12 protein-coding genes are annotated in these 14,487 nt (G+C 42.0%); 6 read left to right on the top strand and 6 right to left on the bottom strand.

Annotation, left to right across the window (positions count from 1 at the left end):
- Positions 1 to 3: 3 nt before the first annotated feature.
- The 4 genes from ACK5MF_RS12010 (at position 4) to astE (ending at position 4,607) form a co-directional block, all read left to right on the top strand.
- Positions 4 to 381 (top strand): hypothetical protein, encoded by a 378-nt coding sequence (locus ACK5MF_RS12010; RefSeq protein ID WP_416922517.1) that lies wholly within the window; start codon positions 4 to 6, stop codon positions 379 to 381.
- A 765-nt stretch (positions 382 to 1,146) separates the two neighbouring features.
- Positions 1,147 to 2,208 carry an arginine N-succinyltransferase gene (gene astA / locus ACK5MF_RS12005; protein WP_416922516.1) on the top strand — a complete coding sequence of 354 codons (1,062 nt, stop codon included), beginning with the start codon at positions 1,147 to 1,149 and terminating at the stop codon, positions 2,206 to 2,208.
- Positions 2,209 to 2,220: 12 nt separating this feature from the next.
- Positions 2,221 to 3,588, top strand: coding sequence for an N-succinylarginine dihydrolase (gene astB / locus ACK5MF_RS12000; RefSeq protein ID WP_416922514.1), 1,368 nt, complete (start codon positions 2,221 to 2,223; stop codon positions 3,586 to 3,588).
- A gap of 17 nt (positions 3,589 to 3,605) precedes the next feature.
- Positions 3,606 to 4,607, top strand: a complete 1,002-nt coding sequence (gene astE, locus ACK5MF_RS11995; RefSeq protein ID WP_416922512.1) for a succinylglutamate desuccinylase — start codon at positions 3,606 to 3,608, stop codon at positions 4,605 to 4,607.
- Positions 4,608 to 4,701: 94 nt separating this feature from the next.
- On the opposite strand, the gene nhaB is transcribed toward astE, so the two are convergent.
- Both nhaB and focA read right to left on the bottom strand, forming a co-directional pair.
- Positions 4,702 to 6,288 (bottom strand): Na(+)/H(+) antiporter NhaB, encoded by a 1,587-nt coding sequence (gene nhaB, locus ACK5MF_RS11990; protein ID WP_416922510.1) that lies wholly within the window; start codon positions 6,286 to 6,288, stop codon positions 4,702 to 4,704.
- A gap of 246 nt (positions 6,289 to 6,534) precedes the next feature.
- Positions 6,535 to 7,992 (bottom strand): formate transporter FocA, encoded by a 1,458-nt coding sequence (focA, locus tag ACK5MF_RS11985; RefSeq protein ID WP_416922508.1) that lies wholly within the window; start codon positions 7,990 to 7,992, stop codon positions 6,535 to 6,537.
- 216 nt (positions 7,993 to 8,208) lie between these two features.
- On the opposite strand from focA, the gene ACK5MF_RS11980 reads away from it, so the two are divergent.
- On the top strand, positions 8,209 to 9,114 hold the full coding sequence (locus ACK5MF_RS11980; protein WP_416922506.1) for a LysR substrate-binding domain-containing protein: 906 nt from the start codon (positions 8,209 to 8,211) through the stop codon (positions 9,112 to 9,114).
- 257 nt (positions 9,115 to 9,371) lie between these two features.
- Here ACK5MF_RS11980 and ACK5MF_RS11975 read toward each other — a convergent pair whose 3' ends face one another.
- Together ACK5MF_RS11975 and ACK5MF_RS11970 are read right to left on the bottom strand one after the other, a co-directional pair.
- The gene (locus ACK5MF_RS11975) at positions 9,372 to 10,229 is read right to left on the bottom strand and encodes an alpha/beta fold hydrolase (protein ID WP_416922504.1); all 858 of its coding nucleotides are present in this window, start codon (positions 10,227 to 10,229) and stop codon (positions 9,372 to 9,374) included.
- Positions 10,230 to 10,306: 77 nt separating this feature from the next.
- A complete protein-coding gene (locus ACK5MF_RS11970; RefSeq protein WP_416922502.1) occupies positions 10,307 to 12,202 on the bottom strand; it encodes an alkyl sulfatase dimerization domain-containing protein in 1,896 nt (631 codons plus the stop codon).
- Positions 12,203 to 12,308: 106 nt separating this feature from the next.
- Between ACK5MF_RS11970 and ACK5MF_RS11965 the strand changes: the two genes are divergently transcribed.
- Positions 12,309 to 13,223 (top strand): LysR family transcriptional regulator, encoded by a 915-nt coding sequence (locus tag ACK5MF_RS11965; RefSeq protein WP_416922500.1) that lies wholly within the window; start codon positions 12,309 to 12,311, stop codon positions 13,221 to 13,223.
- A gap of 6 nt (positions 13,224 to 13,229) precedes the next feature.
- On the opposite strand, the gene napF is transcribed toward ACK5MF_RS11965, so the two are convergent.
- Entirely contained in the window at positions 13,230 to 13,745 is a 516-nt protein-coding gene (napF, locus tag ACK5MF_RS11960; protein WP_416922497.1) for a ferredoxin-type protein NapF, read from the bottom strand.
- Positions 13,742 to 14,308 (bottom strand): molecular chaperone TorD family protein, encoded by a 567-nt coding sequence (locus ACK5MF_RS11955; RefSeq protein WP_416922496.1) that lies wholly within the window; start codon positions 14,306 to 14,308, stop codon positions 13,742 to 13,744. The genes napF and ACK5MF_RS11955 overlap by 4 nt, the downstream gene beginning before the upstream one ends.
- Positions 14,309 to 14,487 lie beyond the last annotated feature (179 nt).

Raw genomic sequence — 14,487 nt, 5'->3', positions numbered from 1 at the left:
CCTATGACTGATTTTCAATATTACTTTCATCAACTGCCTTGTTTTAACTGTAAAAAAACCTCTGTAAGCACTGATCTTGGCTGGTTAACGGCTGCGATGAAAGAGGATGTCCTAGCGCAAGTTGCTGAAATAATCTCGCAAGGCAACGTTGAGCCGGATCTTTCAGTAAACGTGACTTGTACTAAAGACGAAGCACGTGATTACTTATTACTGAATTTTTACGGTTACAACGAAGAAGAGCTAGCAAATCAAGTTGAAACGCAAGATGAGCAAGAAGTAGCCGATGAAATTGCGGATCTAATTGCAGAAAGCAATGGTTCCGTCGTTTTTGAACACGAAATCGCACTGCAAAGTTGCACCGATTGCGACATTGACCAATAGTCACAACCAGTGCAAGAAAGCCACCTCTCACCAATCAAAGCAGAGGTGGCGTTCACGTTTTAGTTCATTAATATACCTTGAGGCAACACTTTATTTTTCCATTTTTAAGCACTGAATCTCTATTTCAGTGACGGACGAACACGCCTTTTATAATTAAATATAAATTCATAATTTTCATATTTATATTTCATCAACACTAAGATGCACTTCATTCGCCAATGCTGACAAACACAAGCAAAGGTGAAATAGCAGTAATTATTAAATTTCATATAGTTAAACAGGCACAATCGCATATTTTTGTTTCCGATTTGTTTCATTTGTTGACATTTAATTATGTCTTTAATATTTTTTTGCGGTAATATCATCCAATAAACAAATGGATCAATAATATAATTTATTTAAACTAACCATATATATTGAATAAGTTTTCATTATTAACACAACTTTATGATTATTTATTCTTGGTGTGGCAATTTAGCTATTTTGAATATCAACACTTATTAACCTTAAATTCGAATGTAAACTACCTCTGTTGGAGTCAGATTGAGTAGTTACCTCAAGTTAGAGACAACGACATATACCCAAACTACTTGGAGTTGCAGGTAGGCGGCAAGTGAGTGAGTCCCCATGAGCATAGATAACTATGCGATTGGGGTGAGTGAACGCAGTCAACACCGCTGCGGCTTCAAGTAGGAAGGGTATAAGTATGGTTCTTACCGCTTTAGTCCTTCTCTCTTCAGGAAAAAATAACAAGGATTTTAAACTATGATGGTAATTCGCCCAGTCACTAGGGACGACAAACAAGCTCTATTGAAACTAGCGTCTAAAACCGGTGTCGGTTTTACCTCGCTACCAAACAATGAAGCGCGATTGGCCGCACGTATTGAGCGTATGATCGACACATGGCAAGGGAAAGCACCTATTCACGATCAAGGCTATCTATTTGTATTGGAAGATACAGAAAGTAAACAAGTGGTTGGTATCAGTGGCATTGAAGTTGCGATTGGTTTAACAGAACCTTGGTATGATTTCCGGGTTGGTACTTTGGTACATGCGTCAAAGGAGCTTAACGTATATAGCCAAATGCCAACGCTTTTCCTGAGCAATGACCATACAGGTTACAGTGAACTGTGTACGCTGTTCTTAGATCCTAATTTTCGCAAAAACCAAAATGGTCACTTGCTGTCGAAAAGTCGCATGCTATTTATGTCTACCTTTGAAGATAAATTTGCCGACAAATTGATCGCAGAGATGCGTGGTGTCTCTGATGAAAAAGGTAACTCACCATTTTGGGAAAGCTTAGGACGTCATTTCTTCTCCATCGATTTCAGTGAAGCAGATTACTTAACAGGTATGGGCCAAAAAGCTTTTATCGCTGAGCTAATGCCTAAGCACCCGATGTATGTTGATTTCTTAACAGACGAAGCAAAAGCCGTTATTGCAGAAGTTCACGAAAATACACGACCTGCACGTAAAATCTTAGAAAGTGAAGGTATGTGCTACGAAGGCTACATCGACATTTTCGATGCGGGTCCCACTCTGGAAGCGTACACCAAAGATCTACGCATCGTTCGTGAAAGTGAAAATCGTAAGGTGTTGATTTCAGATACTTATCATGAAACAGACTCTACGCTACTGGTCGGCAACCTGGATTACCGCAACTACCGTGCAATCATTAGCTGCCAACCTTGTAATGAAACAGAAATCACGCTCTCTCCAACGCAAGCTGAAATTTTAAATGTAGAGAATGGTGATTTGATCCGAGTTGCACCTCTGTTTGCAAAAGAAGAGCCTCGCGAAGAGCTCTGTCAAAGGGTAGACGGATAGGAGTCTAAAAATATGTCAGCTTATGAAGTTAACTTTGACGGTCTTGTCGGTTTAACACACAACTACGCAGGTCTTTCGTTTGGTAACGTTGCATCGACTTCAAACAAAAATGCGGTAGCAAACCCAAAACTGGCGGCGCTGCAAGGTTTAGCAAAAATGAAAAACCTTGCTGATTCAGGTTTCAAGCAAGGAGTACTTCCGCCACAAGAACGCCCATGTGTTGATACGCTTCGCACTTTAGGTTTCTCTGGCACTGATGCACAAGTCATCACTCAAGTTGAGAAAAAAACACCACACCTGCTTGCTAATGTCAGTTCGGCGTCTTCAATGTGGGTTGCAAATGCGGCAACTGTTTCACCTTCTACTGACACTGCGGATGGTAAAGTTCACTTCACAGTGGCAAACCTCAACAACAAGTTCCACCGTTCAATTGAAGAGCACACCACCAGCAATGCGCTAAAAGCCATTTTTGCAGATAACAAGCACTTTGCTCACCACACAGCACTGCCACAACAAATGTTATTCGGCGACGAAGGTGCAGCCAACCACAACCGTCTGTGCCGTAGCTACGGTGACAAAGGTGTTGAAGTGTTTGTCTATGGTCGGCAGGTGTTTGGAGGTCCTTCTTCTAATGAATCTCTTCAAAGACAAAGAGAACCTAAGATCTTCCCTGCTCGTCAAACCCGTGAAGCGAGCGAAGCAGTAGCTCGTCTGCATCAATTAGACGAGTCACAAACCGTTTTCTTACAACAAAACCCGGATGTGATTGACCAAGGTGTATTCCACAACGACGTTATCGCAGTAAGCAACGGTCCAGTGTTGTTCCATCACCAACAAGCATTCATCAATCAAGTAGCTGTGTTTGATGAAATTCGCCGCAAGTTAACTCAATTTGACTGTGAATTTACGCCAATTGAAGTACCAACGGACAAAGTGTCAGTACAAGATGCTGTAGGTACTTACCTGTTCAACAGCCAGCTTCTAAGCAAAGCTGACGGCAACATGGTCATTGTGGTTCCAGAAGAGTCACGTAGCAACCAACGTGTTTGGACATATCTCACTGAGCTAACCCAAAGTGGCGGCCCGATTAACCAAGTGAAAGTATTCGACCTACGCGAAAGTATGTGTAACGGTGGAGGCCCAGCTTGTCTGCGTCTACGTGTTGTTCTTAACGAACAAGAGCTAAATGCAACGAACCCGCAGGCACTGATCAACGATGCTCTGTATGGTTCTTTAACTCATTGGGTGAACAAACACTACCGTGACCGTCTGACTGAAGCTGATTTGGCAGACCCACAATTACTCATCGAAAACCGCACGGCACTGGATGAGCTGACTCAAATCATGCACCTTGGTTCAATCTACCCATTCCAACGCTAAGCAAGGAACTATTGGCAATGGATTTTTTAAAACAGACACTTTCAGGGGAAGCCTTTTCCCCTGTATCAGGTGAAACAGCCACTTTGCGTTGGAACTGTCCGACGCAAGGTATTATCGCTTTCGAACCTATAGAGTTCTCAGATAACCCACAATCAAAAAGTGTGGTTATCTCCGCAGGCATTCACGGTAACGAAACAGCACCTATCGAGATCGTTGCTGAATTAGTGCAAGACTTCCTAGCAGAACGACGTACGCTCGATGTTCGTCTGTTAGTCATTCTTGGCAACCTCGAAGCGATGCGCAGTGGTGACCGCTACTTAGAAGTAGACATGAACCGCCTATTCAGTGGTAAGCATGCCAATTACCAAGCTTGCGAAGAAACACGACGGGCACAGTTTATTGAGCAGCAACTTATTGAATTTTTTGAGCAGAAACCCCATACACAGCGCTTTCACTTTGATCTGCACACCGCAAGAAAACCATCCTTTCATGTACGATTCGGTCTGCTTCCTTATGTGGAGTCTGGCAAATATCAACCTGAAATGATCGAATGGCTACGCAGTGTTGGCTTAGAAGCATTGGTGATCAACCACGCTCCGGCAGCGACGTTTAGCTACTTCAGTAGCAAAACTTGTGGTACACAGAGCTGCACTCTTGAACTGGGTAAAGCCCTGCCCTTTGGTGAAAATGATCTTTCTCAGTTTGTTGGTATCAAACAAGGCTTAATTGCACTCACTACAGGTATTGCATGTCCTGACAATAGCGCAGCAGAAATGCCAGTATATAAAGTCAGCCAAGAGCTCACCAAACTCACGGAAGCATTTAAACTGAACTTTGCAGAAAGCGTTCAAAACTTTACCGCCTTTGATAAGGGAAGCTTACTCGCAACAGACGGCGAGAAAGAGTACCGAGTCGTGCAAAATCAAGAATGGCTGATTTTCCCCAACAGCGGCGTTCGTCCCGGTCTACGAGCGGGTTTGATGTTAACTCAAACTACACTCAATGACTGGGTAGCCTAATTGTATTCAGCCTGTAACTAAGTATTTATAATTCATGAAAAAGCCATTAGCACAGCCTCTGGCTTAGTCACATTTATACCGTTGATATCGTCAGTTAATGCGCGCTTAACTGACTCAGTTCCGTAATAGAGTGATGGCTTAACCAACCTATATCATAGAAAAACTGCGTCATCGGCTGAGCAAAGAAAATAATGCCGATTAGACCCATGGTTGTTAACACAATTGTATATGGCAGCGCCATAAACACCATTCGACCGTAAGACAAACGAATTAACGGTGCTAAAGCCGAAGTGAGTAGAAACAGAAAAGCGGCTTGACCATTTGGTGTGGCAATTGAAGGTAAGTTGGTACCCGTGTTAATAGCAACAGCTAGTAAGTCAAATTGTTCGCGGGATATGATTCCCTGAAGCAACGCTTCTTTAACTTCATGAATATATACCGTACCCACAAACACGTTATCAGACACCATAGACAATAAACCATTGGCTACGTAGAACAAAGCTAGCTGTGTACCGTTATCTTCAATATGAAGAACCGCATCAATAATGGGTTTAAATAGATGCTGATCAATGATCACTGCGACGATTGAGAAAAATACAGCAAGCAAGGCAGTAAATGGTAATGCTTCTTCAAACGCTTTCCCCATCGAATGCTCATCAATAACGCCCGTAAACGCTGTCGCTAAGATGATTACTGACAGGCCAATTAAACCGACCGCAGCCAAGTGAAGCGCAAGCCCAACAATAAGCCATACGGCAATAATGCCTTGGATCCATAGCTTTGCTCTATCTTGATTGGTGCGTGTTTTGCGCTCTTCCTCTTCAAAATCAATGAGGATCTGATGAACACTAGCAGGCAGTTTTGCGCCGTAACCAAACAATTTGAACTTTTCAACCAACACACAAGTCAAGAGACCTAAAATGAAGACAGGAATCGTAACGGGAGACATACGGATTAAAAACTCACCAAAATGCCAACCAGCTTGGTCAGAAATGATTAGGTTCTGAGGTTCTCCAACCATAGTCATAACGCCACCGAGCGCAGTGCCAATGCCGGCGTGCATCAGTAACGAGCGTAAGAATGCACGATAATTTTCCAAGTCATCACGAGTCAACTCAGGAATAGATTCATCTTTAGTATGATCATGCGCAGACTGGAATTGCTGACCTGATGCGACTTTATGATAAATAGAGTAGAAACCCACAGCGACGCTAATGATGACGGCAATAACAGTCAATGCATCTAAAAAGGCCGAAAGAAATGCGGCAGTGGTACAGAAAGCCAGTGACAGCATTACTTTTGAGCGAATTCCCAATAATATTTTGGTGAAAATAAACAACAGTAGATTTTTCATGAAATAGATGCCAGCTACCATGAATATCAGTAGCAGTAACACTTCAATATTGGCAACGAGTTCATGTTTAACTTGAGCACTGCTGGTCATCCCAATGGCGACAGCTTGAAGTGCTAATAATCCACCAGGTTGAAGGGGATAACATTTTAACGCCATAGCTAACGTGAAGATGAATTCGATAACTAGCAGCCAACCCGCGATGAATGGGTTAATGAGAAAAAAAACAATAGGGTTGATGATCAGGAAGGAAATAATCGCCAATTTATACCAATCTGGAGCCTTCCCTAAAAAATTTTTGATGAATGCGTTGCTCAGTGACGTCGGCATCGTTATTACTCTCAATGTTGTTAATACCAATCATACTAATTACCTGGTCAAGTGGACATTGAGTATCGATAAGCAAACCCTCCGAGCCATGGATGGCTCGGCGGAGCTTCATGGACGAATTGATGCGTGTTTGCGTTCGGTACTCATTGTCTAAGACTGAACAGTTTAATCGTGAAATTGGTATAAGTACCTTAATAAGTGAAGCCCTGATTTACAGGGCTTCACAACACTGCAATCGTCAATTAATTATGCGATTTTCGAGTTTTCCATCTGTTGGTCAACCACTCTCATTCGTTCACCATAAATAGGTCGAAGCGCTTCAAGGACATTAATTCGGCTTATCATTCCCACAAACTTTCCATTATCTAATACTGGTAAATAATGAGGTTGATTGATTTTCATTGATTTAGCACGTTCTTCAAGTGATAGAGTATTGAATCTTGTTGCAATACCGGAACTCGTCGTTGGGAACAACTGCTCTCTATCAATACAAAGGTACTCAGCAACATCAACCAATTTGTCATTAACATCAATAGCGATAACATCTCGAGACATGAGATCAACCACTTTTTGATTTTCTGCGGGAATGTAATTCTGACACCACAATTCGACCAACACATCATGCACTGAAAAGATACCAACTAATCTGTTATCAACATCCACGACAGGTGCTGAACTCGCATTACATTCAATCAGTGCATCAATAGCCGTTGGTACTAATGTATTGGCATTAAGTACAAGCGAGTTAGTCGTCATGATGTCTTTCATAGTGATGGTGTTGTTCATAGTAATTTCCTTTACTGACGTAATTTGTGTCGTTTGTGTAATTGACGCAATAGCTGCCGCCTTGAGTTGAGGACGACGAAAAATAGACCAGTTTGCTAAGCCGACGAGCACAGCACCGCCGATGATATTGCCGAAGGTCACCGGAATTAAGTTCGCAGTGATGAAGTGGGCAATATTTAAATCTGCGTAATGAGCCGATGTCGTTCCGACTTGCTGCCAAAATGACTCTGGTGCAAAGTTTTGAATCACAATACCTAAAGGAACCATAAACATGTTGGCGACACAGTGTTCAAAACCACTAGAGACGAACATAGCGACTGGCATGACTGTCATTGCCGCTTTCGTCATGGCGTTAGCAGAACTGAAAGTCAGCCAGATAGCTAAACAAACCAGTAAGTTACATAACACGCCAAGTGAGAATGCTTGTAAGGTAGTATGATGAAGTTTGTGTTGTGCGATATTGAGTGCATTTAATCCCCATTGGCCATTATCTAACTGGTATAAACCCGCAGCCGTAACGATCAATAGTAAGAACATCGCGCCAATGAAGTTACCAAAGTAAACTTTGCCCCAGATCGACAACATTTTTCCGAAACTAATTTGTTTATTGGCCCAGGAGATGCTTGAAAGCACTGAGCTGGTAAACAATTCGCCGCCACAAATAACAATGAGGATCAACCCCATGCTAAATGCCAGTCCACCAGCAAATCGGCTTATCCCCCACCCGGTATTTGCACTTCCTGTTGTGACGGTGATATAGAACAAGAACGCAAGCCCGATAAATGCCCCTGCCATAACCGAAAGACTCAGTGTCATAGCGCTTGTTTTTTTTGCTTTACTTAATGCGAACTTTTCTGCTTCTGCCATCATTTCTGCTGGCGAGAAATAATGTTGATTGATTGAGTCAGTTGAAGACATAAACGCCCCCTAAACTCTTATCCATGTAAACCTCCTTATGTAAAACAGCACCTTATGTGCGGTTCGCATTTAAATTAACGCCTTACATAAAACCAAGTAAAATTGATAATTTTTAAAAACCCCATCAATTATATTGATGTATATTTTCTCGAGAGTAGAATCTGGTTCTAATGCTTATAGATAGGTTCGTGTAGGAACGTCGTCACAGGAAAGTTCATGAAATATTCGCTAAAACAACTCGCTGTTTTTGATGCTATATCGGATAGTGGCAGCGTGAGTATTGCTGCGGAAAAATTAGCCTTAACGCAGTCGGCAACAAGTATGTCTCTTGCCCAACTAGAAAAAATGTTAGGCCGACCATTGTTTGAGAGGCAAGGGAAACAGATGGCCCTGACCCATTGGGGAATGTGGCTTCGCCCCAAAGCGAAACGCTTGCTGAAAGATGCTCAACAAATTGAAATGGGATTTTATGACCAACAATTGGTGAGTGGGGAAATTAGTATTGGAGCAAGCCAAACTCCGGCGGAACATTTAGTTCCCGACTTAATCAGTATTATTGATAATGACTTTCCAGAGATACGAATAGACTTACAGGTTAAGAGTACCCAAGCAATAATAGAGGGCGTTTTGGATTACAAATATGACTTGGGAATCATAGAAGGACGCAGCGACGATAACCGCATACATCAAGAAGTGTGGTGTCGGGATCATTTGGCGATTATCGCATCTGCTCACCACCCTTTTGCTAACAGAACGAAAGTAAGTATGGCACAGTTAGAGGAGGCAAAGTGGGTACTACGCGAGCAAGGTTCTGGTACCAGAAAAACCTTTGATAACTCTATTTATAAGTTTATTGAAAATATTGATGTCTGGCGCGAGTACGAGCATGTACCGGTACTGAGAGCGTTAGTAGCAAATGGACCCTATTTGACTTGTTTGCCTTTCCTTGATGTAGAACGCTTCATCGACAGTGGTCAGTTAGTCACACTTAATATTCCCGAGCTCAGTATGGAGCGTACACTTTCATTTATTTGGCGTGCTGATATGGCAGAGAACCCGTTGGCTGAGTGTATTATGCGTGAGGGTTTTCGTATGACGAAAAGTCGCCCGTCATTAACATAAAAGAAATTTATTGATGCTATAAGTTTTATATATACATGGCACCAGTAAATATACAGTAAACAAATCAAAGAACCACAAAGCCAGTAGCGGCAAAACTACTGGCTTAATTATACCCAAACTACTTGAAGTTGCAGGTAGGCGGCAAGTGAGTGAATCCCCATGAGCATAGATAAACTATGTGATTGGGGTGAACGAACGTAGCCAACACCGCTGCAGCTTCAAGTAGGAAGGGTATAGCATAGTAAATGTTCAGATAATTAACGATGCTTAGTAGTAAATTGAAGTATAAGCTGGTTAATTTCATCCGGCTTATCAATTTGCACCCAGTGAGTAGCATCATTGACACGAGCAAATTCAAAGCTGGCATTTTCACCAATAAAATGCACTGAGTCTTTCATCTGCTTTTGACCTAAATAGTGGTCATGCTCTGACCAGATACCTAGGCATGGCGCTTGAACTAAGCCAAAATCTTCTGCTGTAACTGGGCTTTCTAAGTTGAACGCATTGCGGTACCAGTTAAGTCCGGGAACAATATCTTTGCTTTCTTTAAAGGCTTGTTTCCAATGTTCCCATTCAGGATGATCGCGAATCCACTCTTTCAGAAGCTTCCAATCTTCGGCAGCGAGGATATCTTGCGCCATAGGTAGCTGGAATAAAAAGATATACCATGACATTTCACGTTGTTTGATATCAAGCATACTCACCAAACCGAGCGGGTGACCAACGGAAATCGCGGTTAGAGATTTAGTCGTTTGAGGATAAATCCCGGCGAATGCCCACGACACAGCCGATCCCCAGTCATGCCCAACGATATGAGCTTTTTCGATACCGAGATGATCCACTACCGCTTTTACGTCAGATGCAAGCATAGTAATGTGGTAGTGCTCTTTTCCCATCGGTTTTGATGTGTTGCCATAGCCGCGCATATCTAAAGTAATGACACGGTAGCCAGCATTGACCAAAGGATCGATTTGCTTGCGCCAGCAATTGGCTGAGTCAGGAAAACCATGCACGAAAACAATTGGCTCACCTTGACCTTTTTCATAAGCCTGAATGGTGATATCACCATTTTGTACCTGAAAAGAATTACCTAGGTGTGATAAATCTGTGTTCATATTTTTATCCTTTTAATAGTCAGTCGTCGCTAATAGTCAGTAGTCGCGGTTCGCGACTACTGAGAAACGACCATGAATTATTTTTCAGTTGCACTAAGCATTTTTAACAGGTCTTGCAGCCCTTTATCATTTTGCCAATCGTAGATAGGGTCAAACAGTCCCATTAGCTGCGATGCTTGAGTACTATCACCTTGTGTGACTTTGACTTTTCCGGCTTTTAGTAAACCATCAAACGACGCGGTGTTATTGTAGAGCTCTGCCCAAACTTCTGGCTTCATTTGCACTGTGACATCGGATTTGACCTTATTCACTTCAGCGTGATCTAAATAGTTCACCACAGCACGACTGATTTCCAGGCCATAAACCTGTTCACCACCAAAATCGAACTTAATGGTTGCTTCAGTGTTTCCTGAGCGCTCAGGATTAATACGAATTCGATAATAGTTAACGAAGTCGTCGATATTTTGAACAATTGCCGTAGGTGTTGATGGAACATTGGTAATGATATTTACCTGTCCGCGAAGTTCAGCGGCTTGTGCTAAGTAAAAAGAGCGCGAGTTGGTTGATGTAGTGCGGTAGCCCATTTGTTCCAACGCATCGGCTTTAAGCGCTTTGTTTTTCTGAGTCGGGTTATTTTGTACTAAATAGTCAGAGACTTGTGCCGACCATAAGTAATCACCGTTATCAAATGCTTGCTTAGCAACGTTATAGGTTTTCTCTTCACCACCCATAGCGGCTACCATACGTCCCGCTTCATCTTTTGGATGCAGTTTGTTTAAGTGTGCCGCATTACGATCGTATTGACCAAATAGCGCGGTATATATGCGTGGCGGCATAATTGAGATTTCACCATAGTTCTGTACCAGAATCGGTGATTCTTTCAGATACTTAGGCAATTTCACGCTATAACGCAGCTCATCTGGACCTTGCCCCAGAGCTATGTTTTTCAATGATTGATCAAGCACAAAGGCTAAACCATCATGGTAGCTTTCCAGACGTGCATTAATTTTATCTTTACCGATTAAAGACGTTGAGTGGGTCGACAGTAAGATCTCCGGATCCAACGCTTTAATTTTATTGAGTGCTCCCATCCAGTCATTTGGATTACGGTAACGTCCGCCTCGGGCACTATAGATGTTCGGGAACCAACCCCAAACAACGTTGTTCAGTACGGTTTTCTTGCTTGGCACATAAACCATCAACTGATTTGGAGTATCGGTTGCAATGCCATCCATGTAGAACACCATATCCAGGCCAGCAATGTTAATTGTTTGACCATCATGAGTTGGTGATAAGTTTACCGGCATAAAACCACTTTGGTCAGGCATGATGGTGTTTTTAAATTTGGCATTATCACCCTGAGTCGGCAAATAGGCGTTAAATTGCTCGATACTACGAGCCACTGTGATCCCGCTAGTCTCTGGATGAATGGAAGAAACACCACCATTTTTTGCCACCGAAGCATTGGTATTCGGATGACCTATAATCTTAATTTGTTTGTTGCCGCGTGCGGCTTCTTGCTCCACGATATAGCGTGCACCAAATGTGTAGTGCTCGTGAGAATAGACGATGGCGGCAATCGGCTTGTCGCTTTCTTTACGCAGCATGGTATAGAACTCTTCTGCATCATGATCGTTATCACCCGTATCATAAATAATGATACCTTTAGGTGCTTCGATTGCGCTCATATTGACAATAGAGCCGGAGCCAAATGTCCAGATACCATCGGCAATTTTTACCGTCGTTGGCGCATCATAAGAAACACGCTTTTCGCTATATTTGCCTAAATTCCAGAATGACGCCGTTTCCTGATTGACTTTTGCGTTGTTACCGCTGTCAGGAAGATGAGTGAGTGGTGTGTCTTTAGCATTCATATAGGGCGAGCTAAAATCCGCATTGCTAGCTGCCACTGCAAAGGTTGCGGTTAAGGTCAGTACAGAGCTTACCGCTATGTTCAGAGCTTTCATTTTCATATCTATTGTCTTCTGTTTGTTGGATTAAATAAATATGATTTTGCTCTTGTACATAACGTAATGATAGTTAAGATTACCTTGCATTTATTGCAAGAAGGTGGGAGATATGGATCTACAGCAGCGTTATCTGGATTTGCCGTTAGAGTTGATGAAAACGATGGTTTTGCTCTATCACAATCCGAACTTAAAGAAGGTGGGAGATATTCTTAACAAGTCTGAAAGTGCCGTCAGCCGAGATATAAGTAAGCTGCGTGAAAGGCTGAATGACCCCATTTTTATCCGTAGCGCTCAAGGGATGGAACTGACTCCGTTAGTGCAGCAACTGGCCCCACAAATTGAGCAGTCTTACAACCAAATCGCGAATGTAATCAAGCAAGCAACAACGTCTCGTACTGACTATTCACAATATACCCAGCCGATTGTGATTGCGCTTAACTCTTATATTTATCAGTATACAGCGGCAAAGTTAACTATTGTATTGTTGCAACATTTTCCCCAAGCGACATTTCATATTCGACGTTGGGGCAAAAATACGCTCGATGGTATTACGGCAGGAGAGGTAGATATCGGCGTTCACTTCAGTGACTTTGAAACCAATAAAAGCATTGCTCAACAATATCTTTACGAGCATCAAGTTTATTTGGCCTGTCACCCTGATGTGACTATTACTAAATTAGATGATGTCCTTGATCATTTGTTGATTGTCTCCAAATTGGCTTCCTGGAATGAGCATCGTTATCGCCTATTAGAAAAACTCGATCTCGAACCAACAAAAGTCGCTTATGTGGATTCATTATCAACGGCCTACGACATTGTACAAAGCGTACCATCGGTCTCATTTTTGCCTGATTTTATCTATGACAGTGCAAAAGTGAAGGCCATAAAGTTAGATAACAATATTGATTACTCACTCTCATCTTTTTTCAAACAAAGTCACAGACAAGAGCCGTTTACCCAGCATCTGCATAGTTTAATACAGTCGGTTATTTCACTTACACCTCAAGAGCTGAGAGTAAAGTAGTGGTAATTAATTAGGGTTATAGAGTTGCATGACAATTGCGTTCGCGTAGCAGCTTGAACGGCACTGACCGCAACCATTACATAGATCTATATTTAGATAAGGAAGCTCGTCAGGTTGAATTAAAATTGCGTTATTCTGGCATACGCCTTTGCATTGCTGGCAGTCAATATTTAAGTAGTTATTACAACTTTGTGTAAAGTGTGGGCGCAAGTTTATAGACACTGGAGCTGAATAATGCAATGCATTAGTAGAACACGCTTTTACACATTCTCCACATAAACTGCACTCATTGTAATCAAGATTAAGTTGAGCTAACTGGGCGTCAATTTCAATGATATTGTTCGGGCAAACTTGTTGGCATTTTGCACAGCCATCACAAAGATGAACGAACAAAGCTTCATCCACCGCATGAGGAGGTCTTGCGACCAACCGAGGTGTCGTTTCTTGTTGATTGATGCATTCAACGGGATTTCTCAGACGAGTGAGGAAACCACGTCTGCTGTGATCTATCAATTCATTCATCTCAAGTATACTTTCTTCTCAACGACTTCAATGCCGAACTCTTCAACCAGTTCTTTCAACCATAGTGATACATCACTAGCCAACTGCTGGTAAAAAACATTTGGTGCTTTTTGTGTCAGTTGATCAAGATAGGTCAATCCCCAAGGCATTAAATGTTGACCAAGTAACTCGTAAGCCGCGTGTGTTTTATCTTGTTCTAAGAGATAAGCACAGGCTAGCAACATTAATCCAAATTGATCTTCCGGCTCACGTTGACCCGAATTCAGAACGATACCGTGCTGTTTTAAGAATAAGCAATATTGAACATTTGACTCACCAAACAGTACTTGCTCTTTATCTAGATATACGGATCCCCACGGCGGAACTGGCATAAAACCAATACCTTCAAATAACGCACTAAAGTCTTGTTCAAGTTGTTCAGAGCTTAATGATTTTAGTTCATCGAGAGTGCTGGCTTGAAGTACGTTCTCAGCAACCAATGCTTCTACAAGTTCTATAGATTCAGCTTGACTGTATTTCTGATAGAACAGACTGCCTAAAATCTTAATCTTATGGATAATCATTTTCATTTCAATTATTTAACCAACCTTTACAGAGTGTCATTTTTGCATATGCGGCTCAAAATGCATCTAATAAAAGGCAATAAAAAGTTAAATTAATATTCACTTTGATTTATATCAACTGGAACTGTTGTCACCATTTGAACAACAACAATTTACCACTAAAGTGTTAAGTGTAAATT

The organism is Vibrio sp. (assembly GCF_047973365.1).
In the GTDB taxonomy this organism is placed as follows: domain Bacteria; phylum Pseudomonadota; class Gammaproteobacteria; order Enterobacterales; family Vibrionaceae; genus Vibrio.
Note: the sequence above shows the minus strand (reverse complement) of the source record. Positions and strands in the feature narration are given on the sequence as shown.